The organism is Pseudomonas sp. 13B_2.1_Bac1 (assembly GCF_025466155.1).
Classification (GTDB): Bacteria; Pseudomonadota; Gammaproteobacteria; order Pseudomonadales; family Pseudomonadaceae; genus Aquipseudomonas; species Aquipseudomonas aylmerensis.
The window spans coordinates 1-25,865 of record NZ_JANLOH010000080.1 but is presented as its reverse complement, the minus strand read 5'-3'; the positions used below and the strand labels follow the sequence as shown (position 1 = coordinate 25,865).

The 25,865-nt window shown below is 63.0% G+C and carries 23 protein-coding genes and 1 pseudogene; 10 read left to right on the top strand and 14 right to left on the bottom strand.

The window, feature by feature from the left end; all coding sequences use genetic code 11:
- The first annotated feature begins 229 nt into the window (after positions 1–229).
- Both NTD80_RS18580 and NTD80_RS18575 read left to right on the top strand, forming a co-directional pair.
- Positions 230–1,000 carry a hypothetical protein gene (locus NTD80_RS18580; RefSeq protein ID WP_065901461.1) on the top strand — a complete coding sequence of 257 codons (771 nt, stop codon included), beginning with the start codon at positions 230–232 and terminating at the stop codon, positions 998–1,000.
- Between the two features lie 378 nt (positions 1,001–1,378).
- Positions 1,379–2,191, top strand: a complete 813-nt coding sequence (locus NTD80_RS18575) for an alpha/beta fold hydrolase (RefSeq protein WP_262134518.1) — start codon at positions 1,379–1,381, stop codon at positions 2,189–2,191.
- 34 nt (positions 2,192–2,225) lie between these two features.
- Here the strand turns inward: NTD80_RS18575 and NTD80_RS31380 are convergent, their stop codons facing one another.
- The 4 genes and pseudogenes from NTD80_RS31380 to NTD80_RS18560 form a co-directional block, all read right to left on the bottom strand.
- Entirely contained in the window at positions 2,226–2,930 is a 705-nt protein-coding gene (locus NTD80_RS31380) for a methyl-accepting chemotaxis protein (protein ID WP_410017422.1), read from the bottom strand.
- Positions 2,931–3,131: 201 nt separating this feature from the next.
- Positions 3,132–3,311, bottom strand: a pseudogene (locus NTD80_RS31375) (HAMP domain-containing protein); the annotation flags it as partial.
- Between the two features lie 997 nt (positions 3,312–4,308).
- Entirely contained in the window at positions 4,309–5,718 is a 1,410-nt protein-coding gene (locus tag NTD80_RS18565) for a PLP-dependent aminotransferase family protein (RefSeq protein WP_262134516.1), read from the bottom strand.
- A gap of 204 nt (positions 5,719–5,922) precedes the next feature.
- Entirely contained in the window at positions 5,923–6,684 is a 762-nt protein-coding gene (locus tag NTD80_RS18560) for an SDR family oxidoreductase (RefSeq protein ID WP_065901475.1), read from the bottom strand.
- A 228-nt stretch (positions 6,685–6,912) separates the two neighbouring features.
- Between NTD80_RS18560 and NTD80_RS18555 the strand changes: the two genes are divergently transcribed.
- Positions 6,913–7,920, top strand: a complete 1,008-nt coding sequence (locus NTD80_RS18555) for an NADP-dependent oxidoreductase (RefSeq protein ID WP_262134534.1) — start codon at positions 6,913–6,915, stop codon at positions 7,918–7,920.
- 103 nt (positions 7,921–8,023) lie between these two features.
- On the opposite strand, the gene pyrF is transcribed toward NTD80_RS18555, so the two are convergent.
- On the bottom strand, positions 8,024–8,722 hold the full coding sequence (gene pyrF / locus NTD80_RS18550) for an orotidine-5'-phosphate decarboxylase (RefSeq protein ID WP_065901481.1): 699 nt from the start codon (positions 8,720–8,722) through the stop codon (positions 8,024–8,026).
- A gap of 259 nt (positions 8,723–8,981) precedes the next feature.
- Here pyrF and NTD80_RS18545 point away from each other — a divergent pair, with 259 nt between their 5' ends.
- Both NTD80_RS18545 and NTD80_RS18540 read left to right on the top strand, forming a co-directional pair.
- Positions 8,982–9,746, top strand: coding sequence for a response regulator (locus NTD80_RS18545; protein ID WP_120450674.1), 765 nt, complete (start codon positions 8,982–8,984; stop codon positions 9,744–9,746).
- The gene (locus NTD80_RS18540; RefSeq protein ID WP_065901483.1) at positions 9,746–10,780 is read left to right on the top strand and encodes a sensor histidine kinase; all 1,035 of its coding nucleotides are present in this window, start codon (positions 9,746–9,748) and stop codon (positions 10,778–10,780) included. The genes NTD80_RS18545 and NTD80_RS18540 overlap by 1 nt, the downstream gene beginning before the upstream one ends.
- Positions 10,781–10,811: 31 nt before the next feature.
- Here NTD80_RS18540 and NTD80_RS18535 read toward each other — a convergent pair whose 3' ends face one another.
- The 9 genes from NTD80_RS18535 to NTD80_RS18495 form a co-directional block, all read right to left on the bottom strand.
- On the bottom strand, positions 10,812–11,873 hold the full coding sequence (locus NTD80_RS18535; protein WP_262134514.1) for an AI-2E family transporter: 1,062 nt from the start codon (positions 11,871–11,873) through the stop codon (positions 10,812–10,814).
- A 73-nt stretch (positions 11,874–11,946) separates the two neighbouring features.
- Entirely contained in the window at positions 11,947–12,765 is an 819-nt protein-coding gene (locus tag NTD80_RS18530; RefSeq protein WP_262134513.1) for a DUF4892 domain-containing protein, read from the bottom strand.
- 102 nt (positions 12,766–12,867) lie between these two features.
- Positions 12,868–13,722, bottom strand: a complete 855-nt coding sequence (locus tag NTD80_RS18525; RefSeq protein ID WP_120448006.1) for an alpha/beta hydrolase — start codon at positions 13,720–13,722, stop codon at positions 12,868–12,870.
- Positions 13,719–14,522 (bottom strand): alpha/beta fold hydrolase, encoded by an 804-nt coding sequence (locus tag NTD80_RS18520; RefSeq protein WP_262134512.1) that lies wholly within the window; start codon positions 14,520–14,522, stop codon positions 13,719–13,721. Before NTD80_RS18520 ends, NTD80_RS18525 begins: the two co-directional genes overlap by 4 nt.
- Positions 14,523–14,619: 97 nt before the next feature.
- Complete coding sequence (locus NTD80_RS18515; protein ID WP_120448004.1) at positions 14,620–15,063, bottom strand: hotdog fold thioesterase; 444 nt, start codon at positions 15,061–15,063, stop codon at positions 14,620–14,622.
- Positions 15,064–15,094: 31 nt separating this feature from the next.
- Positions 15,095–16,744: an AMP-binding protein gene (locus NTD80_RS18510; RefSeq protein ID WP_262134511.1), complete on the bottom strand. Its 1,650-nt coding sequence runs from the start codon at positions 16,742–16,744 to the stop codon at positions 15,095–15,097.
- 85 nt (positions 16,745–16,829) lie between these two features.
- Complete coding sequence (gene sixA, locus NTD80_RS18505; RefSeq protein WP_065901506.1) at positions 16,830–17,279, bottom strand: phosphohistidine phosphatase SixA; 450 nt, start codon at positions 17,277–17,279, stop codon at positions 16,830–16,832.
- A complete protein-coding gene (locus NTD80_RS18500; RefSeq protein WP_017846785.1) occupies positions 17,276–17,623 on the bottom strand; it encodes a DUF4389 domain-containing protein in 348 nt (115 codons plus the stop codon). Before NTD80_RS18500 ends, sixA begins: the two co-directional genes overlap by 4 nt.
- 10 nt (positions 17,624–17,633) lie before the next feature.
- Complete coding sequence (locus tag NTD80_RS18495; RefSeq protein ID WP_262134510.1) at positions 17,634–18,659, bottom strand: NAD(P)H-dependent glycerol-3-phosphate dehydrogenase; 1,026 nt, start codon at positions 18,657–18,659, stop codon at positions 17,634–17,636.
- A gap of 195 nt (positions 18,660–18,854) precedes the next feature.
- Here NTD80_RS18495 and NTD80_RS18490 point away from each other — a divergent pair, with 195 nt between their 5' ends.
- From NTD80_RS18490 to fabB, 5 genes are all read left to right on the top strand, one after another.
- Positions 18,855–20,975 (top strand): TonB-dependent receptor plug domain-containing protein, encoded by a 2,121-nt coding sequence (locus NTD80_RS18490; RefSeq protein ID WP_315974939.1) that lies wholly within the window; start codon positions 18,855–18,857, stop codon positions 20,973–20,975.
- Between the two features lies 1 nt (position 20,976).
- Positions 20,977–21,912 (top strand): ABC transporter substrate-binding protein, encoded by a 936-nt coding sequence (locus NTD80_RS18485; RefSeq protein ID WP_262134509.1) that lies wholly within the window; start codon positions 20,977–20,979, stop codon positions 21,910–21,912.
- Positions 21,909–23,810, top strand: coding sequence for an ATP-binding protein (locus NTD80_RS18480; RefSeq protein ID WP_120448002.1), 1,902 nt, complete (start codon positions 21,909–21,911; stop codon positions 23,808–23,810). Before NTD80_RS18485 ends, NTD80_RS18480 begins: the two co-directional genes overlap by 4 nt.
- Positions 23,811–24,059: 249 nt before the next feature.
- The gene (gene fabA, locus NTD80_RS18475; RefSeq protein ID WP_010211704.1) at positions 24,060–24,575 is read left to right on the top strand and encodes a 3-hydroxyacyl-[acyl-carrier-protein] dehydratase FabA; all 516 of its coding nucleotides are present in this window, start codon (positions 24,060–24,062) and stop codon (positions 24,573–24,575) included.
- A gap of 11 nt (positions 24,576–24,586) precedes the next feature.
- The gene (gene fabB, locus NTD80_RS18470) at positions 24,587–25,807 is read left to right on the top strand and encodes a beta-ketoacyl-ACP synthase I (RefSeq protein ID WP_017134470.1); all 1,221 of its coding nucleotides are present in this window, start codon (positions 24,587–24,589) and stop codon (positions 25,805–25,807) included.
- The last annotated feature ends 58 nt before the right edge of the window (positions 25,808–25,865 follow it).

Here is a 25,865-nt window from a genome sequence, read left to right as displayed (position 1 = left end):
TGCTTTGCGGGCCCCGGCGGGCATTCTGCCCGTTAGGGCTTTGACGCCTATATTCTGGCGCACCACAAGGCGCTATAGTTCGCTCCAGCAAATGATGGCAATGTGCATCCATGCAGGGAACGCCTTACCTATATAGAAGAAACTACCCGGGCAACTGGTCGCTCAGTCCTATCCGGCGGATGCCTCAGTCTCTACACTCCACAGCAAACCCTATAAAGAGGTCACACCGGTGACACCACTCATGATCACCCTGCTGGTAATAGCCGGGATCGTAATACTGATCGCCATTGGCTACATGAACCACGTGGTGGAAAACAACAAGCTGGAAAAGAAGCGCACCGAGATCGAGCTCAATGATCGCCTGCGCCGTTGCGGTGAAATTACCGAGACCTTCCCCGGCCAGTTGATGACGCCGGCGCTCAAATTGTTGCTGACCCGCCTGGAACTCAACGTCAACCAGCGCCTGTTGAATCTCAACAAGACCAGCGCACCGATCAAGGCCCGGATCACCGAGTTGAATGCACTGGTGGCCCAGGGCGAGTCGATCCCGGTGGCCAACCCGCCCGCCCCGATCCAGACCGAAGCCAAGGCCAAGGACGTGCGTTTCCTGCTCGAAGCCCTGCACGGCCAAGTCACCCGCGCCGCCCAGGACGGCTTCCTGCCGACCAACGAAGCCAAGCACTGGATCAAGGAAATTCGCCATATCCTGGTGCTGCTGCACATCGAGTTCTTCAACAACCTTGGCCAGCATGCCCTGCAACAAGGCCAACCGGGCCAGGCCCGCCTGGCGTTCGAGCGTGGCGTGCAGTACTTGCGCAAACAGCCGGAACCGGTGATCTACAGCGCGCAGCTGCAACAGCTGGAAGCGCAACTGGCCAAGGCCAACTCGACAGTGCTGACCAACAGCAAGCCGGCTGAGGATGAAGTCAACGAGCTGACCGAAGGCCTCAAAGTGGTCGACGCCGACGCCGAGTGGAAAAAGAAAGTCATCTACGACTGAGTGGCCGTCCTGCGGGCCGCTCGCCACAACAGCCCCTCATCCACAACACCTCCATTCACCTCAACAGCCCCTCATCCACAACACCCCCATTCACCTCAACAGCCCCTCATCCACAACCCCCCCATTCACCTCAACAACCCTCAAACATAACAACCCCACTCACCCCAACAGCCCCTTATCCACAACACCTCCATTCACCTCAACCCCCCCCACACATAACAAGCCCACTCCCCCAATAACCCCTCCCCCCCCACTCTCCCCATCAAACCGTCATTAAAAACACGCGGCTTGCCACAAAATGCCATAAATGTGCATCTATCCCCCCGCCCCCGACTAGAGTAAAACATACCCCTACCTCCAAAAAGTCAGATGCCCGCTATGCCTGTCGCCATTATCGATGGAAAACCGCTGCACTACGTCGACCAAGGCACCGGCCCGGTCGTCCTGCTGGGTTCCAGTTACCTGTGGAGCAGCGACATGTGGGCGCCGCAGATCAACGCCCTGTCGAAATATTATCGAGTGATCGCCCCCGAGCTATGGGGCCATGGCCAATCGGGCCAGATGCCCGAGACCACTGAGTCCCTGGACGACCTGGCCGACCAGGCACTGCGTCTGCTGGATCACCTGCAGATCGACAAGGTCAATCTGGTCGGCCTTTCGGTCGGCGGCATGTGGGGCGCACGCCTGGCGTTGAAGGAGCCGGACCGGATCAATAGCCTGGTGCTGATGGACACGTATCTGGGCGCAGAACCTCAGGCAACCCGCGACTACTACTTCTCGCTATTGAAGATGATCGAGGACGCAGGCCAATTCCCGGAGCATTTGCTGGATATCGTCGCGCCGATTTTCTTTCGGCCGGGAATCGATCGTGAGTCGAGCTTGTACAAGGGTTTCCGCCACACTCTGACAGCCTTCTGCGCAGAGCAGCTGCGTGACAGCGTCGTGCCACTGGGTCGCCTCACCTTTGGTCGCAGCGATATCCGGGATCAGTTGCACAAGCTCAGCCCCGCTACAACGCTGGTGATGTGCGGAGAAGAAGACCAGCCGCGTCCTCCGGCCGAGGCCCGGGAAATGGCCGAGTCGATTGGCTGCCCACTGGTGCTGATTCCAGGTGCCGGGCATATTTCCAGCCGCGAAAATCCGGAGTTCGTGAATGGCGCGTTGCTGACTTTCCTGGCCAGCCACACCTGACTCCGGCGTTTTGATCGCCGTAACCAGACGGCGATCAAAGCCGGAAATGCCCGACCATCCCCTTCAGCTCCGCACCCAGCTGCGCCAGCTGAATACTCGACGCAGCGTTGCCCTGCATGCTCAACGCCGATTGATCGGCACTGGCACGAATGCTGGTGACACTGCGATTGATCTCTTCGGCCACCGAGCTTTGCTCCTCGGCGGCGGCAGCAATCTGCTGGTTCATCTGCTGGATCAATGACACCGCCACCGCGATGCTACCCAGCGCACTTTCGGTTTCCAGCGCGTCGCTGACGGCCAGTTTCACCAGCTCGCCGCTTTGCTGGATCTGCTGCACCGAAGACTGCGCCGCGTTGCGCAAGGTGCTGACCAGCCGTTCGATTTCTTCGGTGGATTGCTGGGTGCGCTTGGCCAACGCCCGCACCTCATCGGCCACCACGGCGAACCCACGCCCCTGCTCACCTGCACGGGCGGCTTCGATAGCCGCGTTGAGGGCCAGTAAGTTGGTCTGCTCGGCGACGCTCTTGATCACACCCAACACCGTGCCGATGTTCTGGATCTCGGCACTCAGGCTCTCGATGCTGGCACTGGCGTGTGTACTGGAGGTGGCGAGCAGCTCGATGCGCTGCAGACTCTGGCGCACCACCTGCTGGCCGCAGTCGACCTTGTCGTCCGCGGTCTGCGCGGCTTGCGCCGCCTCTTCGGCATTGCGCGCCACGTCATGCACGGTGGCGGTCATCTGGTTCATGGCCGTGGCCACCTGCTCGGTTTCTTCCTTCTGGCTGTTGACCTCGACATTGGTCTGCTCGGTGACGCTGGAGAGCGAATGCGCCGAGCTGGCGAGTTGCTCGATACCCGCCTGCAGGCCACTGACCATCTGGCTCAGGCCATTGCCCATCTGCTGCATCGCCTGCATCAGCTGGCCGATTTCATCACGGCGAGTGACCTCCATGCGCCCGCTCAGATCGCCGGCGGCAATCTGCTGGGCCACGGCAATCACACTGCGCAGCGGCGCAACGATCAGGCGGGTAATCACCCAGGCCGCAATCAAGCCCACCAGCAGGGCCAGGGCCGACGAGCCGATGATCAGCAGCGCGCTTTTGTTCAGTTGCGCCTGCATCGACTGGTCTTCGGCGTCATACGCCTGGTTGACGCGGCTGACCACTTGCTCGGCGCGATCGCGCAGCTGCTTGTAGACGCCTTTTTCCTGAGCCAGCAGGCCGGTGTATTCAGCGAGTTTCTCGCTGAACGCGGCAATGTGCCCGGACACCTCGTTGAGCACCGTTTGATAACCGGGGTCCTTGACCGAGGTTTTCAGTTGTTCGACCTGGGCCAGGGCCTGGTCGGCCTGCTCGATCTTGCCTTGTTCGGCGTCGTCCGCATCCACCTTGCGGCTCTGGTCCAGGCGCACATGGGCTTCGTTCATCGCCTGCAGCATCAGGCGCGAGACCTGGCTGACCTGCCCGGCCTGCTCAATGAATTCGGCGCCCTCCTTGCCCTGGCTTTCCTTCAGGCCATACGCGCCGTCGTCCGCCAGCCCGGCCTGCAACACGTCGAGGTTATTGGCCACGCTGGACACCGACCAGCTGGCCATTTCCAGCGCCAGGTCCTTGGTCTGGGTCAGTTCGACGAATTCATCGAAGGCCTTGCGGTAGGCGGCCAGGGCCTGTTCGACATCGCTCATCACCGGCCCATTCGCGGCGGATTGCGCCTTGAGGCTCGCCGCCTGGGCGGCCAAGGCGTCGACACTGGCGTGCAGGGCCTCGACCGCCTTGGGGTCGGCGTGCAGCGCGTAGTCCTGTTCGATCAGGCGCACCTTGAGCAACCCGCTGTTGAGCGATGACATCGCCGTGAGGCCTTCGAAGCGTTGCCCAACGGTCTGCAGGGACCACACGCCAATGGCCGCGACCACGGCCGTCAGCAGCAGTACCAAGGTGAACCCCAAGCCCAGCTTTTTCGCCATACCGAGGTTGGCGAAACGTCGTTGCACGCCCGAAATCATTGCACTTGCATCCTCTCGCAATGGCAGATGCCATCAAACCCGGTTGACCAGAAGCGAGATTGGCAACCCCAAGGCACTGAGCACAAGACGTTGGCGCCTGAATAATGGCAAAAAGCTACTTGCTCGTCGTTTTCAGAATGGTCGAGGTCGATCTGGCAGGCCCCAAGGCCCGGAAAAACGCCTGGGCACGCTGGTCAGCCGCGTAGGCCACGTTGATGCGCAGCCAATCACTGGGTTCACCGCCTGGATTGAACAACGCGCCAGGCGCCAGCAACACCCCGAGCCGCCGCGCGCAGGCCTGCAACCGCGAACGATCGCCGCCTGGCCGCGCCCACACGAACATGCCGCCGGCCGGCACCGCGAACACCTCCCACTCCTCATCCTCCAGGACTTGCAGGGTCGCGGCCATCTCAATACTCAACCGCTTGCGCAAGCGCTGCACCCATTTGCGGTACGTGCCATTGGCCAGCAGCGTGGCCACCACCGCCTCGGCAAATCGCGAGGTGCCGAAACCGGTCAGGGTCTTGAGACTGGCCAGTTGCTCGATGAGCGTCGTACTGGCACTGAGGTAGCCGACTCTCAAGGCACTGCTCAAGCACTTGGAAAAACTCGCCACATAGATCACCCGATCATCATGGGGCAGCGCCGAAAGTCGCGTGCAACTGGCGTGCTGCAAGTCGCCGTAGACATCTTCTTCGATGATCAGGAAGTCTTTGCTGCCCGCCAACTCCAGCAGACGCTCGGCCACTGCGCGGTTCAGGCTGGTGCCGGTGGGGTTGTGATACAGACTGTGGATGAACAGGCACCTGGGCCGATGGCGCTGCAACAGGGCTTCCAGCGCCGGGATGTCCGGGCCTGCGCGAGTACGCGGCACTTCCAGCAACCGCACACCGTGAAACGCCAGTTGCCGATACAGGTTGCCGTAACCGGGGGTTTCAACCACCACACTGTCACCGGGCCTGAGCAACGTGCGAATAAGCAGGTCCTGGGCGTGGCTGGCGCCGCCAGTAGTAAGGATACGGTCGAGGCTGGTGACAATATGCATGCGGGACAGGCGCTTGAGCAGTTGCTCGCGCAGCGATGCCAGTCCCAGGGGCGTGCTGTAGTTGAACAGGCCGCCCGTGTCGGTACGGGTGACTTCGCGAATCGCGTAACTGATGTCATCGCTTTCGCGCCAGGCATCCGGCAACCAGCCACAGCCGAGCTTCAGCTCTCCCAGCGGATTATCGGCAAAGGCGCCCCACTCCCGCTCCGCGCCTTCATACCAGTGCCCCTCGGTCAGCGCGGTCGGCGGGGCCACCACAAAGCCTGAGCCCGGCCTGGCAGCCAACACGCCTTGGGCGACCATCCGTTCGAATGCCTCGATCACGCTGGACTGGCTGAGCAGGTTATCGAGGGCCAACTGCCGCACGGACGGCAGGCGCGTGCCGGCGCTTACCCCGTCCCTGCGAATCCACTCCGCCACGGCGCTGACGATTTGCTGCACCACCGGTACAAGGGCTTGTCGATCGATCCCTAAATCCATGAGCCACTCACTTCAACTGTCTGTTATTCAACCCCAAAGAGTTAAGCACAGAAGGCCGTCATGACCGGCTGCTAAGATTTATTAAATTATTGATTTTATTAGGTTATTTACCTGGTGATACACATTCGGGCGCGGCACTTTGCCAGCTCTGGAAATACCCCACAGCCCCCCAATCCCTTTTCGATTGGGGCGCCGCGCGAGGTCCTAGATTGCGGTTGCGCCACCGTCCACCGCCAGTGCCTGGCCAGTGGTGAATGCAGCGCCATCGCTACATAGGTAGAGCACCGCACTGGCGATTTCCTCGACCTTGCCGATGCGTCCGACCGGGTGCATGGCCGCGGCAAATTCGGCTTTGCGCGGGTCGGCTTCATAGGCTCGCCGGAACATATCGGTGTCGATCACCGCCGGGCAGACGGCGTTGACGCGGATTTTCTTCTTCGCATACTCGATGGCCGCCGATTTGGTCAGGCCGATCACGGCATGCTTGGAGGCGGCGTAAATGCTCATTTTCGGCGCGGCCCCCAACCCCGCCACAGACGCCGTGTTGACGATCGCGCCGCCGCCCTGGGCCAGCAGCAGCGGTAGCTGGTGTTTCATGCACAGCCATACCCCCTTGACGTTGACACCCATGATGGCGTCGAACTCATCCAGGCTGCCGTCCGCCAACTTGCCCTTCTCGATCTCGATCCCGGCATTATTGAAGGCGTAATCCAGGCGGCCATAAGCAGCAACGGTCTGCGCCATCAGTTGTTGCACGTCCGCCTCAAGGGTGACGTTGCAACGCACGAACAGCGCCTCACCTCCGGCCTGCTGGATCAACGCGACGGTACCTTCACCGCCGGCCACATCCAGGTCGGCGACCACCACTTTCAAGCCTTCGCCTGCGAAGGCCAGCGCGGTGGCGCGGCCAATACCGGCGGCGGCGCCAGTGACCAGGGCGACCTGGCCGGAAAACGTCATGCTCATGGGGGATGTCCTGTGGGAAAAATAGCCGTGGGTCGAGTCTAGCCAACGCCGCGCTGGGCGCGTCAGCACTATCAGAAGGCCGGTTGGGGCTGCATGAATCGCAGTGATAAGGCCCACTGCATGACTATCAGCAAGGCCTATCGGCGGGCATTCGCAGCCTCGGTCAACCTTGCCCCGCGCGCGTTCAAGGTCTATCACTTGAGGTTCATTTCCAGAAGAGTCGCTGCCATGACCGCCCAGACCAACCGTCAATTCCTGCTCGCCAAGCGCCCGGTCGGCGCAGCCACCCGGGATACCTTCACCTACCAGGAAGTGCCGGTTGGCACGCCCCAGGACGGGCAAGTGCTGGTACGCAATGAATACCTGTCCCTCGACCCGGCCATGCGTGGCTGGATGAATGAAGGCAAGTCCTATATTCCGCCGGTGGGCATTGGTGAAGTCATGCGCGCGCTGGGGGTGGGCAAGGTGATTGCCTCCAACCACCCGAAATTTGCCGTAGGCGATTACGTGAATGGCGCGCTGGGAGTGCAGGATTACTTCCTCGGCGAGCCGCGCGGTTTCTACAAGGTCGACCCGACGCTTGCCCCGCTGCCGCGCTACCTGTCCGCCTTGGGCATGACGGGCATGACCGCCTACTTCGCCCTGCTCGACACCGGAGCGCCCAAGGCCGGTGAGACCGTGGTGATCTCCGGCGCCGCCGGCGCGGTGGGCAGCATTGCCGGGCAGATCGCCAAGATCAAAGGCTGCCGCGTGGTCGGCATCGCCGGCGGCGCCGACAAGTGCAAGTTCCTCGTCGATGAACTGGGCTTCGACGCCGCCATCGACTACAAAAGCGAAGACGTGCCTGCTGCCCTCAAGCGCGAGTGCCCCAAAGGGGTCGATGTGTATTTCGATAACGTCGGCGGCGACATTCTCGACGCCGTGCTCAGCCGCCTGGCACTGAAGGCCCGCGTGGTGATCTGCGGTGCCATCAGCCAGTACAACAACAAGGAAGCCGTGAAGGGTCCGGCCAACTATCTGTCACTGCTGGTCAATCGCGCGCGCATGGAAGGTTTCGTGGTGATGGACCACGCCGCCAACTTCGCCGCTGCCGGCCAGGAAATGGGCGGCTGGATGGCGCAGGGCAAGCTCAAGAGCAAGGAAGATATCGTGGAAGGTCTGGAGACGTTCCCGGAAACGTTGATGAAGCTGTTCAACGGCGAGAACTTTGGGAAGTTGGTGCTCAAGGTCAGCTGACATACCACAGGCAGTCCGGTTGCCACTGTTAGATGGGAGCCGGGCTTGCCCGCGATGCAGGCGCCTCGGTGTTTGAGCGACACCGAGGCGCTGCGGTGAGCGCTTACATGATCTCGGCAACCACCGCCGCCAGCGCCTTGGCCGGGTCCGCCGCCTGGCTGATCGGGCGACCGATCACCAAGTAGTCGGAACCTGCATCCAGTGCCTGGCGTGGCGTGAGGATGCGGCGCTGGTCATCCTGGGCGCTGCCGGCCGGGCGAATGCCTGGGGTCACCAGTTGCAGCGACGGATGCGCAGCCTTCAGGGCCTGGGCTTCCAGTGCCGAGCACACCAGGCCATCGAGGCCGGCTTTCTGCGCCAGGGCGGCCAGGCGCAGGACCTGCTCCTGAGGCTCGATATCCAGGCCGATGCCGGCCAGGTCTTCGCGCTCCATGCTCGTGAGCACGGTCACGCCGATCAGCAAGGGCTTCGGGCCGCTGCGCTGTTCCAGCACTTCCCGGCAGGCACTCATCATGCGCAGGCCGCCGGAGCAGTGCACATTGACCATCCACACGCCCATTTCGGCGGCGGCCTTGACCGCCATGGCGGTGGTGTTGGGGATGTCGTGGAATTTCAGGTCGAGGAACACCTCGAAGCCTTTGTCACGCAGGGTGCCGACGATTTCCGCGGCGCAACTGGTGAACAGTTCCTTGCCGACCTTGACCCGGCAAAGCGTGGGGTCCAACTGGTCAGCCAGCTTCAGTGCGGCGTCACGAGTGGGGTAATCCAGGGCGACGATGATAGGAGTCTGGCAGGCGGACATTGGAATGGGCTCTCAGGCAAGTCGAAATCGGCGCGGATTGTAGCGCAAGCGGCGCCGTTGCGGGATCCGATGATCGGTAAATACTGACCAACCGCCGTCAGTCGGGCATTTCCGGGAATTATTTCAAAATTGATACATTCACGACATGCGCCCAACACGCCCCAGGGCTAGCCTCGCCCGCACGACCCACCGACCAGCACTTCCAGCCATGGGGCTGGGCGCCTATGCTGACCGCAACAACCAGGCAGATGATCGCACTATGCATACCCCTTCCGTCCCTGTAAATGACGAGCAAAAAGGCGCGGCGATCGCCGATGACAAGCGCTGGAACACCCGCGCGCTGATCGTTGACGACGATGTGCCGATCCGCGAACTGCTGATCGACTACCTCGCGCGCTTCAATATTCTCGCGACCGGCGTGACCGACGGCGCAGCGATGCGCCAGGCCATGCAAGCCGAAACCTTTGATGTGGTGGTGCTCGACCTGATGCTGCCGGGCGAGGATGGGCTGTCGCTGTGCCGCTGGTTACGCGGCGAATCGGACATCCCGATCCTGATGCTCACCGCCCGCTGCGAGCCCACCGACCGCATTATCGGCCTGGAACTGGGGGCCGACGACTATATGTCCAAGCCGTTCGAGCCGCGCGAGTTGGTGGCGCGTATCCAGACCATCCTGCGTCGAGTACGGGATGACCGCACCGAGCAGCGCGCGAATATTCGCTTCGATAACTGGCGGCTCAACAGTGTGTTGCGTCAACTGGTGGCCGACGATGGCCTGGTCGTGCCGCTGTCCAATGCCGAATTCCGCCTGCTGTGGGTGTTTATCGAGCGCCCGCGTCGGGTATTGAGCCGTGAGCAATTGCTGGATGCCGCCCGTGGCCGTTCGATCGAAGCCTTTGATCGCAGCATTGATCTGCTGGTGTCGCGCCTGCGGCAAAAACTCGGGGATGACCCGAAGGCCCCGCAACTGATCAAGACCGTGCGCGGCGAAGGCTACCTGTTCGACGCCCGGGATATCGGCTGATGCGGGCCCCCTTCAACACGCTGTTCGGGCGGCTGTTCGGCGTGCTGCTGGTGGCTATTGTGCTGGCCCACCTGCTGGGGTTCTTCTGGTTTCACCATTACGGTCCACCGCCGCCGCCGCCGCAGGGCACTTTCGTCGAGCAGCCGGACGGCACGATGAAGCTGTTGCCCAAGCATAAGCGCTCCTGGTTCAACGGCCCGGCAGTGCCACTGACGTTCCAGTTCATCTCGCTGATCATCGCCGCCTGGTATGGCGCCAAGTTGCTGAGCCGGCCGATCCAGCGCCTGAGTGAAGCCGCCGAACGCCTGAGCCTGGACCTCGACAGCCCGCCCCTCGACGAACTGGGCCCGCGAGAGGCCAAGCAGGCAGCATCGACCTTCAACCTGATGCAGCGGCGCATCCGCGAGCAGGTCAGCCAACGCGCACGCATGCTCGGTGCCGTCTCCCACGACCTGCGCACCCCGCTGTCGCGCCTCAAGCTGCGTCTGGAGCAGATCGACGACGTCAAGCTGCAAGGCCAGATGCGCCAGGACCTGAATGACATGATCGGCATGCTCGACGCCACGTTGAGCTACCTGCACGAACAACGCACCAGCGAAACCCGGCATTGGCTGGATGTGCAGGCGCTGGTGGAGTCGTTGAGCGAGAACGCCCAGGATCAGGGCTCCGATGTGCAATTTGCCGGCACCTGCGCGCCCTTGCAGGTGCAACCGATGGCCTTGCGTTCGTGCCTCAACAACCTGATCGACAATGCCCTGCGCTATGCCGGCACGGCGCGCGTCGAGTTGTCGGACAGCCGCGATGCGCTGGTCATCCGCGTGATCGACCATGGCCCGGGCATTGCCGCCGACAAGCGTGAGGCCGTGTTCGAACCGTTCTATCGGCTGGAAGGTTCACGCAATCGCAATTCCGGCGGCGTCGGCCTGGGCATGACGATTTCCAAGGAAGCCGCCGAGCGCCTGGGCGGCAGCCTGACCCTGGAAGAGACCCCGGGCGGCGGCTTGACCGCCGTGATGTGGCTGCCCCGCGCCTGAACGCAGGCGCCGGCTTGCCGGCTCCGACGGGTTATGAACGGGTGTCTTCGCGCCGCCCTTGCGCCTGGGTTGCACTCCAATCCATCAGCAGGCTGTACGCCACTGCCAGCAAGGTCGGGCCGATGAACAGGCCGATAAAACCAAAGGCAATCAACCCGCCAAACACCCCGAGCAGCACGATCACCAGCGGCAGATTGCCGCCACGGCTGATCAGGTAAGGCTTGAGCACGTTGTCCACGCCGCTGATGATGAACGTGCCCCACACCCCCAGGAACACCGCGTAGGTGTAGTCGCCCTTCCACGCCAGCCAGGCCGTGGCCGGGATCCACACCAGCGGCGGGCCCATCGGGATCAGGCTGAGCAGGAAGGTGACGATGCCCAGCACCAGCGCGCCCGGGACACCGGCGATCAGGAAGCCGATCAGCGCCAGCAGGGCCTGGGCAGCCGCCGTACCGATCACACCGTTGACCACCCGTTGTACCGTGCCGGCCACCAGTTCGATGTAGTAACCGGCACGCTCGCCGATCAACCGCTCCAGCAGACGGTGTACGAATACGGCCAGGCGCGGCCCGTCACGGTAGAAGAAGAACACGAACACCAGGCTCAGGGTCAGTTCGAGGATGCCGCCGCCGATCTGCGCACTGCGCGCCAGCAACCAGTTACCGACCTGTCCCAGGTACGGCTTGATGCTGACCATCAGCGCCGCGCCCTGCTGGTCGATGCTGTCCCACATCGCCACCAGCCGCTCGCCAACCACCGGGATAGAGCCCAGCCACGCGGGCGCTTCGGGCAAGCCGTCGACCTGGATATCCTTGATCAACGCCACGGCATCACGCACATGGTCCGCCAGGTTGAAGCCCAGCCACACCAGCGGTACCGCCACCAGCAGCATCCAGACCAGGGTCAGGATCCCGGCCGCCAGGGATTCACGGCCGCCCAGCACGCGCGTGAGCAAGCGCATCACCGGCCAACTGGCAAACGCCAGTACCGCGCCCCAGAACAGCGCCGACCAGAACGGCGCCATGACCCAGAAGCTGGCACCGAACAGCACCAGCAGCAGGATTTGCACCAGCAGGCGATCGTTATTGAGCATGGGGTATCTCTAGAAAAAGGCTGTAGGAAGAGAGCTTAGGCGAACGGCACGGGTCCGTCCGCCTTGTAACTGGTCAGCGTATCAGATGCAGGTGCAGGCCTTTGGCTTCAGCGGTGCCGGTTTCCATGCGCGCGGCGCGCACACCTTTGTCGACCAGGGCCTGGCGCCAGGCTTCGGCGTTGGCGCCGGTCAGGCTGACGCGCAACGTGGCGTCCAGGTTCAAGCCGCGGGAGATCAGGGTCAGCCAGGTGTCGTCAGGCTCGCCGCCCAACGCGGGGAAATCCAGCTCGCCAGTGCTTTTCAACTCGCGCAACAGGGTCGCCGAGGTGGGCAGCAGGTCGCCCAGTGGCGCGTTGGCGTCCAGTTGTTCCACATGCAGATAGGCGCGGCGATTGCCGCGGGTGATGCCGTACAGCGCCACCAGCGAATTATCCTGCGGGGCTGCGAGACGCAAGAGCAGGTATTCCTGCTGGCCATCGGCGCCCATCAGCTTGGCATTGCCGAACACTTCGTTGGCCCACAGGCTGCTCTCGCCGCAATCGCGGGCCTGGCACCAGAACAACAGTTGGGCCCCCTTGGCCTGCAACGCTTCGCGCGTCGCGGTGAACGCGGCGCTGGAGGTGTGCTCGGCGGGCAGTTCATAGGTGATCGCCGTGGCTTGCCCACGGGCGGTGGCCTGGCCCTCGTAACGCAACTGGCCGCTGATCTTGCGGATCGCGCCCATGGGGTAGATGCGTTCCTTTTCTTCAGCGGGGCGGTAATCCACGATTTGTGCGTCGACCTGGCGAGCTACGCTGGGCAGGTCCTGACTGCCCGGTACGTCGGCGGCGAATACCAGAGGGCTGAAAGCACACAGCCCGAGGAAGCGGATACATCCTTTACCCAGGCTCATCGGATCGGTGAGCCCTGGCCATTGGAGGTCGCAGCGGTGTTGAGATCGTACATGGTTGACTCCCTTTCAATCCGCCCAGCCTCGGCAGTTGACCGCGCCAAGTCAAGGCGTGGAGAAGAACCGATTGAAACAGTCTGCAACAAGAGCGGCGCCGGGCTCATCATTCAAGTGTAAATGATGGCCGCCCGGCAGCGTGGTGACCGAGAAAGGCAGCTGAGAAAGCAATTCGGAATGTTTCGCCAGCATGCCGTCGGCGGCAACCACCAACTGTGTCGGGCACGCCACACGCCGCACGAAAGCCATCGCCTGCTCATCCGTCAGACGCATCGGCGAAGCCAGCGTCAGGCGGCTGTCCGTGCGCCAGGTATAACCCCCCGGTACCGGCATCAAACCGCGCTGGGCCAGCAGTTCGGCAGCTTCCCGGCTGACGGCCACCACGCCTTTCATGCGCGCTTCAACCGCCCGATCCAGGGTGCCGTAGACCGGTTTGCGCTTGTCCTGCAGGTTCAATTGCGCCTGCAAGGCCATGCCCAGCCGCTCGGCGGCACTCTCGCCGCTGGCGGTGGGCGGGACCACGCCGTCGATCAATCCCAGGTGCGTAATGCGCTCGGGCAAGGCTCCGGCCAGCACCAGCGAGACGATGGCGCCGAGGGAGTGGCCAAGTAATGCAAAACGTTTCCAGCCCAACTGTTCGGCCACCTGCAGCACGTCAAACACGTAATCCCACAAGGCATACCCGGCGCCTGCAGGACGATGCGCCGAGTGTCCATGCCCGGCCATGTCGAGGGCGACAATGCGCAAGCCGGCAAGCTTCGGCGCCAGGCGCGCGAAGCTGTTGGCGTTATCCAGCCAGCCATGCAGGGCGATCACCGGCACGCCGTCCTCGGGGCCGAACAGATGGGCGGCCAACTCGATATGCGGCAGGCTCAGGCGCACTTCTTCGACGGGCGTACTCATGCGCAACTGCGCTCGCGGGCTTGCCAGCGGGCAAACAGGTTCTTGATCAGGGTCGCGGTGTCCTGTGGGCGCTCGAGGGGGAACATGTGGCCGCCGGGCATGGTGAGCATTTCGCCCATGGGCAGGCGCCCGACGCCGCTGGCGTGGTGACGCATCACCACCCTACTCTGCCGGCCGCGCACCACCGCCAACGGCACTTTCAATTGACGCACCTGGCCCGGGCTGGTGTGGGGCACGCCGCGGTAGATACTGATTTCGGTGGCTGGGTCGAAGCGCAGGCGCAGGCGATCGCCGACCTGCTGCAGGCCATGTTGCAGGTAAGCGTCAAAGCATTCGGGGTCGAAGCCGCGAAACAGCGTCTTGCCCGCAAAGTAGCTGCGCGCGGCGTCCAGGTCGGCAAACTCTTCACGCCGACCCAAGGTGCGCCCGGCCGGGGTCAGGCGGTCGATAAAGCCAAAACGCTTGGCGGCGCGAATCACCCAGCGGTCGGCACGGGTCAGCACCGGCGAATCCAGCATCACCACCCCACGGTACAGCTGCGGGCAGCGCATAGCCGCGTGCAAATGCAGCACGCCACCGAGGGAATGGCCCACGCCCCACACCGGTTCCGCTTGCTGCTCAAGATGGTGGATCAACTCATCCACCAGGTTCTGCCAGTTATCGTCCACCGGAAACCGGGGGTCGTGACCGTGCTGCGGCAGGTGAGCCACCGCGTATTCCGGAGCCAGGGCGGCGAACAGCTTGCCGTAGGTGGCCGAAGGAAACCCATTGGCATGGGCGAAAAACACGTGCTGCGACATAGCGGACCCATCGACAAATACAGAGATTGATTGTCACCACGCCGGCGCCCCACAGCAATGACTGTAACCGCCAGGAATGATGACACTCACGCCACGCCTATCGCGCCGGCGGGTTCTCGCCCAGCGGCACTACGGCCATGGTCAGTCGCGATACGCAACTGGCCTTGCCGTCGTCGCTGGTCAGGCGAATGTCCCACACCTGGGTGGTGCGGCCGATATGGATGGCCCTGGCCACCGCCGTCACGCGCCCGCTGCGTACGCCGCGCAGGTGGTTGGCGTTGACCTCAAGGCCGACGCAATAGAACTTGCTCGGGTCGATACACAGGTAGGCAGCCATGGAGCCGACGCTCTCGGCCAGTACCACCGACGCACCGCCATGCAGCAGGCCATAGGGCTGATGGGTGCGGTGATCGACCACCATGCTGGCGGTCAGGGACTCATCGTCAAAACTTTCAAAGCGGATATCCAGCAGTTCACCGATGGTGTTTTTCTGAATCGCATTGAGTTGCTCGATATTCGGTTGGGTGCGCCACAAGCTCATACACAGTGTCCTTATTGGTTTTATTACGCCCCTAATCCTGCCACACAATCGCCTCGGTGCGCGCGCTCCAGTCGGGGAACTGTGCGCCGTAAGTCGACTCGATCACGTTGCGCTTGATCTTCAAGGTCGGGGTCAGGAAGCCGTTCTCCACGGCCCAGTTGTCCTTGACCACCACCAGTTGGCGCAAGCGCTCATGCTTGTCCAGCACCGCGTTGACTTGTTCGAGCCAGCGCTCCAGGCTGGCCTGCAACGCCTGCCGGTCCTGGCCCGGGGCCGACAGCACGCACAAGCCCATCGGCGCCGTCAGGCCATCGCCGACCACGCACACCTGCTCGATGCGCGCGTGCTCGGCCAGGCGGTTTTCAATCGGCGCCGGGGCCACGTACTTGCCTTTGCTGGTCTTGAAGATTTCCTTGAGTCGCCCGGTCAGGCGCAGGCGGCCGTCGGCGTCCTGCTCGCCCTTGTCACCGGTGCGCAGGAAACCGTCGGCAGTGACGGTTTCGGCGGTCTTATCCGGGTCCTTGAAATAGCCGAGCATGGTCGCACCGCTGCGCACCTGCACTTCGCCGGTTGGGTCGATACGCACCTCGACCTCCGGGCACGGCAGGCCGATCCAGCCGAGGGTCTGCTGGCCGGGGCGGCAGACATGGGAGTAGCCACAGCTTTCGGTCATGCCATACACCTCAAGCACATCCAGGCCCAGGCGCTGGTACCAGCGCAACAACGCCTCGGGCACTGGCGCTGCACCGGACAGAGCAATGCGCAATGCATCCAGGCCCAAGCCTGCCAGCACCTTGTGGCCCACGCGCTTGCCGATAAACGGTAGGCGCAGCAAGGTGTCGAGGCGTTTTTGCGGGATCTTGGCGTAGACGCCCAGCTGGAATTTGGTCCAGATCCGCGGCACCCCGAACAGCGCGGTCGGCCTGGCCCTGCGCAGGTCAGCCAGGAAGGTGTCGAGGCTTTCGGCGAAAAACACGGTTTGCCCGGTGTAGATCGCCGCCATTTCCACAAACATCCGCTCGGCCACATGGCACAGCGGCAGGTAGGACAGCAGGCGGTCGTCCTCGCCCAAACCGAACAACGCGGTGCCGCGCGTGGCCGCAAAACCCAGGGCGCCAAAGCTGTGCATCACGCCTTTGGGCAGGCCGGTGGTTCCAGAGGTGTAGATGATGGTGGCCAGGTCCGACGCGGCGGGCAGCGGCTCATCCTCGATCGGCGGGCAGGCTTGCAGGTCGTCCCAGCTGAAGTCGAATGCGCCCGCCGGGCATAGCGGCAGGCTCACCGTCGGCACGCCTGCGGGGACCCCGGGGGCCATGGCGGGCCAGTCGTCGAGTTTGCCGATAAACACCAGGGCCGCCTCGGAATGGGTCAGCACATGGGCGACGGAGTCGGCAGTCAGGTTGGGGTACAGCGGCACCGAGACGTGCCCGGCCATCCAGATTGCCAGGTCGGCAATGATCCAGTGGGCACAGTTTTTCGAGATCAGGGCAATGTGCGAACCGGCGGGCAGCTCGCGCGCGCGCAGCCAGTGCGCGGCGCAACGGGCCTGGTGGCCGACTTCGCCCCAGGTGAGGGAGTGTACGACTCCCCCGCCAACGGGCTGCACCAGCAAAGTCTTGCGCGGATGACGCGCTTCACGTTCGAAGAAGACCTGCAACGGCAAACGAAAAGCGACGGGCATGGGACGCGCTCCTTTGTGGTCCGACGATAGCCAACCAAGCACTTGCTCGGTTGACTATATAGCACACACAAAGCCGCGATAACGCCTACGGATTGTTCACGCTGACCAGGCTCATCAGCCCGGCCAGCGGGAAGTCGCCTTCCAGTTCCGCCAGACTGGCGGTGTACATCGGTTGCGGCTGGCGCAGATGGCCATGCTGCAGAAAGCTGATCAGGCTGCCGACCAGCGGCTGATGGCTGACCAGCAGCACGTTGTCATCGGTGTCGAGCTTTTCCAGCACCTGCTGCGGGTTGCCGTCGGGGGTCAGCCACGGCACCGTGCGAATCTCCGGCTGGAAGCCCAAGGCCTCGCGTACCAGGTGCGCGGTCTGTTGCGCCCGCACATAGGGGCTGGCGAGGATGGCGCTGAGCGGCTGGCCGATCAGGTGCGCAGCACTGCGCAACACTTCGGCGCGGCCATGCTCGGTGAGGTTACGCTCGGCGTCCGACCGTGCATGCCCTTCGGCCTCGCCGTGGCGCAAGACCCAGAGCTTCACAGTTTCGGCTCTTCATCACGCACCGGATGCGGTGCCGGCGGCACGCTGTGGGCGGCCTCGCCCTCTGGTGCGCGTGGGGTTGGCCAATCGGCGAAAGGCCAGGGCTTCTGCTCGGTATGGAAGCTGCCGAAACGGCCGATCTGCGCGAGGAACTGGCTGAGGCTGTCGCCGAAGTTCATCAGGCCCAGGTTCGGGGCGCCGTAGACCAGGCGGTAGATCAGTTGCACCACCACCAACGCGCCGAGCAGGAACTGCGCGACTTGCCACACCAGGGCAAACACCAGCATCCACAGGATGCGCAGGGCAATCGACTCGTACTTGGGGGCTGCTTTGGGATCGTTCATGACGCGTTCCTCAGTTGAAACCACTGGTGGAAATAAAATCGACATCGGTTTTAGGTTCGGCCCGCATCAACAGCTCGATGACCTGATTCAAGGTGCGCCCTTCGAACAGGATCGCGTGCAGCCCGGCGACCAGCGGCATGTACACGCCGACTTCCTGGGCCTTGGCCTTGAGCACCTTGAGGGTGTTGACCCCTTCGGCCACTTCGCCGAGCCGCGTCACCGCGTCGTCCAGGCTCAGGCCCTGGCCGAGGGCGAACCCTACCTGGTAGTTGCGGCTTTTCGGCGACGAGCAGGTGACGATCAAGTCGCCCACGCCCGCCAGCCCGAGGAAAGTCATCGGGTTGGCGCCCTGGTTCACCGCAAAGCGGGTCATTTCTGCCAGGGCGCGGGTGATCAGCATGCTCTTGGTATTTTCGCCCATGCCCAACGCCACGGCCATGCCGGCGATGATCGCGTAGACGTTCTTCAACGCCCCGCCCAGCTCGACGCCAAAGCGGTCACTGCTGGCGTAGACGCGGAAAGTGCGGCCGTGCAGCACCGCCTGCACGCGCTCGCACAACGCTTCATCTTCGCTGGCGATCACGGTGGCGGTCAGCGCGTGCTCGGCCACTTCCCGCGCCAGGTTCGGCCCGGAGAGCACGCCGATGCGCGCCTGCGGGGCGATCTCTTCGAGGATCTCGCTCATCAGCTTGAAGGTCTGCGCCTCGATGCCCTTGGTCAGGCTGACCAGCAGCTTGCCCGCCAACCGGTCGGCGTGCGGCGCCAGCACCGAGCGCAAGGCGCTGGAAGGCAGGGCGACGAAGCACAGGTCGCACTCGCTCAGGGTGGCCAGCAGGTCTGTGACCGGCTCGACCCCGGGAAGAATCTTGATGCCCTTGAGGTAACGCGGATTTTCGCGGTGCACCCGAATGGCCTCGGCCTGCTCGGGATCACGCATCCACTGCCGTACCGGATGGCCATTCTCGGCCAGCAGGTTAGCCACGGCGGTACCAAAACTTCCGCCTCCCAGGACCGCAATAGGGCGCTGTTCAGTCATATGCAATCCGTTAATCCATACCAGTGGCGATGGCGGCATTATACGGAGCGACCCGCTTGCGGCCAGCCCCCGTATCAATTCGTACGCTTGTCGGAAAATGCCGCGCGCGGGTGAAGTAATTGCAAGTCCGACGACTGGCAAAAGACCCTACCTCAGTTAACATGGGCGGCTATCCGTAATTATCAAGGCCGTGCCGTGTATTTGGGCCCTCCTCCCCGTTCATCTCTGTGGCTGATGCTGTTGTGCAGTGCACCGGTATTGGCCGACGACCTGTTCCTCGACAGCCAGCCGCTGCCGCAAGTGTTGACCGCCACACGCCTGAAGCAATCGGCCGCCGCGGTGCCCGGCAGCATGACCGTGATCGACAGCGAGCTGATCAAGGCCAGCGGCGCACGCGACATCAGCGAACTGCTGCGCCTGGTACCGGGGATGATGGTCGGCTACACCACCGGCAACCAGGCGGCAGTGAACTACCACGGCACCAGCGCCAGCGATGCGCGGCGCATGCAGGTGCTGATCGACGGCCGCTCGGTGTACCGCGCCGGCCTGGCCACGGTGGACTGGAGCGATATTCCGGTGGCCATGGAAGACATCGAGCGCATCGAGGTTTTTCGCGGGCCCAACACCGTCAGTTACGGCGCCAATGCATTGATGGCGGTGGTCAATATCCTCACGCGCTCGCCGGCCAACAGCCATGGCTCAAGGGTCAAGGTGGTGCGCGGCGAACGGGGCATCAATGACTTCTATGCCAGCCAGGGCGTGGGCTGGGAAACCGGCGACCTGCGCTTGTCGCTGTCCGGCCAGCAGGACGACGGTTTCGACACTGACGCCAGCGGCGCCGATCGCCGTGACAGCCGCCGCCTCAACCGCTTCAGCCTGGCGGTGAGCCAGACGTTGAATGCGCAGCAGAGTATCGACTGGCAACTGGATGCCAAGGAAGGCACCAATCAACGGCCTTATACCTACACGCCGGTCTTCGCCGGGATTACCGAAGGCGGTAACAATTCCGACGTCAAGTCCAAGGACTACGCCGGCTCCCTGCGCTGGAATTTCGACTTCAACCCCGACCACAGCCTGTACATCCAGGGCTCCGCGCAGCAGTGGGACCGCCAGCAAGTCTGGAAGGCCTGCGACGCCAAAGTCTCGTTCAGTCCGGAACTGACCCAGTTGTGGCAGATGAACCCCAACTACGCCGAGCTGCTCGCCCGCCATATGGACACCTACAGCCAGGGCAGCGCGCCACCCGGCAGCGCCGCCGAGCAAGCGCTGGCCAACCGGGTGCTGGACCAGTGGCGCGACGGCAACAACCAAAGCGTATGCGGTGATATCGACCAGAGCACCCGCGAAAGCCGCTACGACATCGAGGTCCAGGACACCCTCAGCCTGTCCGACAGCCTGCGCCTGGTCAGCGGTATGAATTATCGCTACGACCGGGCCGATTCCGACACCTACTTCAACGGCACCCTGGACGACACTACCTGGCGCCTGTTCGGCCAACTGGAATGGCGCGCCAGCGAACATTGGCTGCTGCAGGGCGGCGCGATGTATGAAGACACGCACCTGAGCGGCAACTCGCTGACGCCACGGGTGGCGGTCAACTACCTGATCAACCCGCGCCACGGCCTGCGTGCGGTGTACTCCGAGGCAATCCGCTCGCCGGACATGTTCGAAAACAATGTCAACTGGAGCTATCGCGTCACCAACCTCAGCTCCCCGGCCTATGGCCAGACTAGCGGCCAGTACTTCGTGAAGACGCGCGGCCCGGGCAACCTCGACAAAGAACTGATGCGCTCGCGGGAACTGGGCTACAACGGTTTCTTTGCCGATATCGGGCTGAACATGGACGTCAAGCTGTTCTACGACGAAATCACCGACATGATCAGCTCGCCGCTGCGCAACAACCAGTACATTGCCAGCAACGCCAACAGCGCACGGTTCAGCGGTGCCGAATCGCAATTCGACTGGCGCATGAGCAACGCCGACCGCCTGCGGCTCACCTATGCTTATGTGGATGCCAGCTCCAGCAATCCGCTGGACAAAGCGCAGACCGCGCGTAACAGTGGCTCGGCCGGCTGGTTGCGCGAATGGGGCCACGGCTGGTCCAGCGCGCTGTTCTACTATGGCGACGACGCACTCAACCAATATCGCTTCGAACGGGTCGACCTGCGCGTGGCCAAGCGTATTGCCCTGGGCAAAGCCAACGTGGAGCTGGCCGGCATGCTGCAACAACGCCTCGATAACCAGCCCACGACATGGGCCGATAACAATTACGACCACCGTCACGTACTCTACTTCAGCGCGGAGTTAGAGTTCTGATATGGGCGACTCGTCACGGATGACCTTCTTCTTTATTGACCTCTACACACTCTGCCGGCGCAGCGTGCTGCTGGCCTGTCTGTTGCTGGCCACACCGGCCTGGAGTGCCGAGATCCTGTTGACCGCCGCCGAGGATGGCGCCGGCGTGCAGGCCTTTACCAAGGCCCTGGCCGAGCAGCGACCGCACGACCACGTCACCTTCACGCCCCTCAAGGACCTGCCGGCCCCCAGCCACCTGCCGGCCACGACCCGCCTGATCCTGCTCGACCTGCCCGGCCTCGACTGGCGCCTGCAGGACGCCCAGGGCCCGCCGACCCTGGTGCTGCGCATCAGCCGCCTGCAAGCCCATGAACGGCCGGGCAGCACCCAGCATCCACGCATTACCCTGCTGTGGAGCGACCCGCCGCTGGAGCGCCAACTGCGCCTGATCAACAATATCCTGCCGCAAGCGCAGCGCATTGGCGTGCTCTACAGCGCCGACAGCGAATTCCTGCTGCCCGAGTTACGCCAGCAGGCCACGCTGCTGGGCCTGGAAATCGTGCCACAGCGCTGGGACAACATTAACGACAGCCGCCCGCTGCAATCGCTGTTCAGAAACAGCGACGTGCTGCTCGGCCTCGACGATCCACAACTCTACAACCCGAAAACCGCGAAGAACCTGTTGCTCAGCAGCTACGCCCAACAATTGCCGTTGGTGGGGCCGAACGCCGGGTTCGTGAGGGCCGGCAGCCTGGCCAGCACTTACAGCGACCAGGCCGACTGGCTGAGCGTGCTCGACCATTTGCTTGAGCAACCGCCCGCCACCTGGCCGCGCGCACTGTACCCGAGACACTTCAAAGTCGTCGGCAACCCGCAAGTTGCGCGCTCACTGGGCATCGAACAGGTGGACGACGCCAGCGTCGCCGCCCGATTGGCCGAAGGAGAAAAACACCCATGACCTTGCGTCGTCGTTGGGACATCAACACCCGCACCCAGCTCATCACCCTGGGCCCGGCGCTGTTGCTGACGTTGCTGTTGATCAGCTTCTTCACCTTCGTGCGTATCCAGGACCTGCGCCAGGAACTCGACCACACCGGCCAACTGATCGCCAACCAACTGGCGCCGGCCACCGAATACGGGGTGATTTCCGGCAACAACGACGTGCTCGACAGCTTGCTGCGCGCCACGCTGGCCACACCGCACGTGCGCTTCCTGGAGATCCAGGACAGCAGCGAGAACATCCTCGTCTACGTCGAGCAGCCCTCGGAAAAACATGACCGCTCGCTGTCGGTGAAAGTCTTCCAGGCGCCGATCCGCCTGCAGCATATCCAGCTGGGCAACGACTTTTTCCAGGACAACCTCAACGAGCCCAAGGCACCCCGCGCGGACTACCTGGGCCGGGTGATTGTCGGCATGTCCAACGATGCGTTCAGCCAGCGCCAGCAGGAAATCCTGTTCAAGGCCGGGATCCTCGCGCTGTTCGCCCTGCTGTTTACCTTCCTGCTCGCACGGCGCCTGGCCGCCAGCCTGTCGCAGCCGATCAGCGCCATGGGCCACGCGGTGAAAGCCATCCAGCAAGGCGACTACAAGACGCCGCTGCCGATTGTCGATGACTCGGAACTGGGCGACCTGTCGCGGCATATCAACAACCTCGCCGAAGGCCTCAACCAGGCCAGCCGCGAACAGCAACAGGCCATGGCGCAGTTGATCCAGACCCGCGAGGAGGCCGAGCGCGCCAACAACGCCAAGTCGGACTTCCTGGCGATGATGAGCCATGAACTGCGCACACCGATGAACGGCGTGCTGGGCATGCTGCAGTTGCTGGAAACTACCGAGATGACCGAGGAGCAGACCGAATACGCGGCGCTGGCCTCCGAGTCCACCGAGCACCTGCTCAAGGTCATCAACGACATCCTCGACTTCTCACGCATCGAGCGCGCCGCGCTGGAGCTGGAGCACATTCCGTTCAATCTGGCGGACCTGATCAACAGCTGCGCCCAGGCCTTCCAGCACAGCGCTCAGCAGCGCGGGTTGGCGCTGCAGCTGCCGATCCCGCCTGGCATGGACACCCTGCGGGTGCAGGGCGATCCGACGCGTATCCGCCAGATCCTGGTGAACCTGATCGGCAATGCGCTGAAGTTCACCGAACACGGCACCGTCAGCGTCGAGCCCCATTGGCAGACCCTTGACCATGAGCTGGTGTGGTTCACCTGCACCGTGCGCGACAGTGGCATCGGGATTTCCGCCGAACGCCTGGAATTGATGTTCGATGCGTTCCAGCAGGCTGACAGTTCCATTTCAAGACGTTACGGCGGCACCGGCCTCGGCCTGCCCATCGCCCGTACCTTGGCCGAACGCATGGGTGGAACCTTGCGCGCCCAGAGCGAAGAAGGCCGTGGCTCGGTGTTTACCCTGGAAATCCCGCTGGCTATCGACCAGCACAGCGTGCCGGCGATTGCCGCCAACGCCGAAGGCAAGACCAGCGCCGGAGAGGGTCGCCATGTGTTGCTGGTGGAGGACAATCCGGTGAACCGCACGGTGGTCGAAGCCATGCTGCGCAGCCTGGGCTTCCAGGTCAGCCTGGCCACCGACGGCGCCGAGGCGATCCGCAGCGCCGAGAGCCTGATTTTCACTGCGATCCTGATGGATTGCCGGCTGCCGCTGATCGACGGCTATGAAGCGACCCGCCAGATTCGCCAGTTGCCGGGCTGCGCCGACCTGCCGATTATCGCCCTCACCGCGAACGCCCTGCAGGGCGACCGTGAGGCGTGTCTCGCAGCGGGAATGAACGATTACCTGGCCAAGCCGTTCAAACGCACGGATTTGCAGCAAATACTGCAGCGTTGGGTGCAATAGCGCCGCGCCATCAGCCACTTCCGACTGGCGTGAAAGACGAAAGTGCGGCAGTCTTAGGCACCCAAACGGGCCGATAAACAGGCCCGGTTTAAAATTTCAGTGAACAAGTGTACATTCAGTACCTTGCCGCTGTGACTTTCACTACAACGCAATAGTCTATGTGTAGGCTGCCGACATGAGGCATGAACGCTTCATTCGGTTCGGGAAGATTTGCCCTACCCTGCCGCATGGGATTATTGAGGAGCTCGCATGACCAAACAAAACGCCTTTACTCGGGAAGACCTGCTGCGCTGCAGTCGCGGTGAGCTGTTCGGCCCAGGTAACGCGCAACTGCCCGCCCCGAACATGCTGATGGTGGATCGCATCACCCATATCAGCGAAGAGGGTGGCAAGTACGGCAAAGGTGAATTGGTCGCCGAGCTGGATATCACCCCGGACCTGTGGTTCTTCGCCTGCCATTTCGAAGGCGACCCTGTGATGCCGGGCTGCCTGGGCCTCGACGCCATGTGGCAGCTGGTCGGTTTCTTCCTCGGCTGGCAAGGCCTGCCGGGCCGCGGCCGTGCCTTGGGTTCGGGCGAAGTGAAGTTCTTTGGCCAGGTCCTGCCGACCGCCAAGAAAGTCACCTACAACATTCAGATCAAGCGCGTCCTCAAGGGCAAGCTGAACCTCGCCATCGCCGATGGTTCGGTGAGCGTCGACGGTCGCGAGATCTATACTGCCGAAGGCCTTCGGGTCGGCGTATTCACTTCCACTGACAACTTTTAAGGGTTATCCGCATGCGCCGCGTCGTTATCACTGGTCTGGGCATCGTTTCTTGCCTGGGCAATGACAAAGAGACCGTCACCGCTAACCTGCGTGCAAGTCGCCCTGGCATCCGCTTCAACCCGGAATATGCCGAAATGGGTCTGCGTAGCCAGGTTTCCGGCTCCATCGACCTGCCCCTCGAAGAACTGATCGATCGCAAGATCTACCGCTTCGTCGGCCACGCTGCCGCCTATGCCTACCTGGCCATGAAAGACGCGATTGCCGACTCCGGCTTGAGCGAAGACCAGGTTTCGAACGTACGCACCGGCCTGATCGCCGGTTCGGGCGGCGCATCCACCCTGAACCAGATGGAAGCGCTGGACATCCTGCGCGAAAAAGGCGTCAAGCGTGTAGGCCCTTACCGCGTAACGCGGACCATGGGCAGCACCGTTTCCGCCTGCCTGGCCACGCCATTCCAGATCAAGGGCGTGAACTACTCGATCTCCTCCGCCTGCGCGACCAGCGCCCACTGCATCGGGACTGCCGTTGAGCAGATCCAGCTGGGCAAGCAGGACATCGTGTTCGCCGGCGGCGGTGAAGAAGAACATTGGAGCCAGTCGTTCCTGTTCGACGCCATGGGCGCACTGTCCACCCAGTACAACGAAACTCCGGAGAAGGCCTCCCGCGCCTACGACGCCAAGCGTGACGGTTTCGTCATCGCCGGCGGTGGCGGCATGGTGGTGGTCGAGGAGCTGGAACACGCCCTCGCCCGTGGCGCCAAGATCTACGCGGAAATCGTCGGCTACGGCGCGACCTCCGACGGCTACGACATGGTTGCGCCAAGCGGTGAAGGCGCCATCCGTTGCATGCAGATGGCCATGTCCACCGTGGATACCCCAATCGACTACCTGAACACCCACGGCACATCGACTCCGGTCGGTGACGCCAAGGAAATGGAAGGCGTGCGTGCGGTATTCGGCGACAAGGCGCCAGCGATCAGCTCCACCAAGAGCCTGTCCGGTCACTCCCTGGGCGCCGCGGGCGTTCACGAAGCGATCTACTGCCTGCTGATGATGGAAGGCAACTTCATGGCCGGTTCGGCCAACATCGACGAAATCGACCCGGTCGTCGCCGATATGCCGATCCTGACCAAGACCGTCGAGAACGCCAAGATCGACACCGTGATGAGCAACAGCTTCGGCTTCGGTGGCACCAACGCCACCCTGGTACTGAAACGCTGGCAGGGTAAGTAAGACCTGTAGCTCGACCCAATAAAAAGCCCCGACTGGTTCGGGGCTTTTTTGTGGGTGA

Excerpts from the sequence above, each read along its gene's own strand:
- NTD80_RS18520 (WP_262134512.1), bottom strand. The coding sequence starts at position 14,522 with ATGTCGCAGCACGTGTTTTTCGCCCATGCCAATGGGTTTCCTTCGGCC.
- NTD80_RS31380 (WP_410017422.1), bottom strand. The coding sequence starts at position 2,930 with ATGACCGCCACCGTGCATGACGTGGCGCGCAATGCCGAAGAGGCGGCG.
- NTD80_RS18480 (WP_120448002.1), top strand. The coding sequence starts at position 21,909 with ATGACCTTGCGTCGTCGTTGGGACATCAACACCCGCACCCAGCTCATC.
- NTD80_RS18545 (WP_120450674.1), top strand. The coding sequence starts at position 8,982 with ATGCATACCCCTTCCGTCCCTGTAAATGACGAGCAAAAAGGCGCGGCG.
- NTD80_RS18535 (WP_262134514.1), bottom strand. The coding sequence starts at position 11,873 with ATGCTCAATAACGATCGCCTGCTGGTGCAAATCCTGCTGCTGGTGCTG.
- NTD80_RS18515 (WP_120448004.1), bottom strand. The coding sequence starts at position 15,063 with ATGAGCTTGTGGCGCACCCAACCGAATATCGAGCAACTCAATGCGATT.
- NTD80_RS18565 (WP_262134516.1), bottom strand. The coding sequence starts at position 5,718 with ATGGATTTAGGGATCGATCGACAAGCCCTTGTACCGGTGGTGCAGCAA.
- pyrF (WP_065901481.1), bottom strand. The coding sequence starts at position 8,722 with ATGTCCGCCTGCCAGACTCCTATCATCGTCGCCCTGGATTACCCCACT.
- NTD80_RS18560 (WP_065901475.1), bottom strand. The coding sequence starts at position 6,684 with ATGAGCATGACGTTTTCCGGCCAGGTCGCCCTGGTCACTGGCGCCGCC.
- NTD80_RS18510 (WP_262134511.1), bottom strand. The coding sequence starts at position 16,744 with ATGCCCGTCGCTTTTCGTTTGCCGTTGCAGGTCTTCTTCGAACGTGAA.
- NTD80_RS18525 (WP_120448006.1), bottom strand. The coding sequence starts at position 13,722 with ATGAGTACGCCCGTCGAAGAAGTGCGCCTGAGCCTGCCGCATATCGAG.
- NTD80_RS18500 (WP_017846785.1), bottom strand. The coding sequence starts at position 17,623 with ATGAACGATCCCAAAGCAGCCCCCAAGTACGAGTCGATTGCCCTGCGC.
- NTD80_RS18530 (WP_262134513.1), bottom strand. The coding sequence starts at position 12,765 with ATGAGCCTGGGTAAAGGATGTATCCGCTTCCTCGGGCTGTGTGCTTTC.
- NTD80_RS18540 (WP_065901483.1), top strand. The coding sequence starts at position 9,746 with ATGCGGGCCCCCTTCAACACGCTGTTCGGGCGGCTGTTCGGCGTGCTG.
- NTD80_RS18485 (WP_262134509.1), top strand. The coding sequence starts at position 20,977 with ATGGGCGACTCGTCACGGATGACCTTCTTCTTTATTGACCTCTACACA.
- NTD80_RS18555 (WP_262134534.1), top strand. The coding sequence starts at position 6,913 with ATGACCGCCCAGACCAACCGTCAATTCCTGCTCGCCAAGCGCCCGGTC.
- NTD80_RS18495 (WP_262134510.1), bottom strand. The coding sequence starts at position 18,659 with ATGACTGAACAGCGCCCTATTGCGGTCCTGGGAGGCGGAAGTTTTGGT.
- fabB (WP_017134470.1), top strand. The coding sequence starts at position 24,587 with ATGCGCCGCGTCGTTATCACTGGTCTGGGCATCGTTTCTTGCCTGGGC.
- fabA (WP_010211704.1), top strand. The coding sequence starts at position 24,060 with ATGACCAAACAAAACGCCTTTACTCGGGAAGACCTGCTGCGCTGCAGT.
- NTD80_RS18575 (WP_262134518.1), top strand. The coding sequence starts at position 1,379 with ATGCCTGTCGCCATTATCGATGGAAAACCGCTGCACTACGTCGACCAA.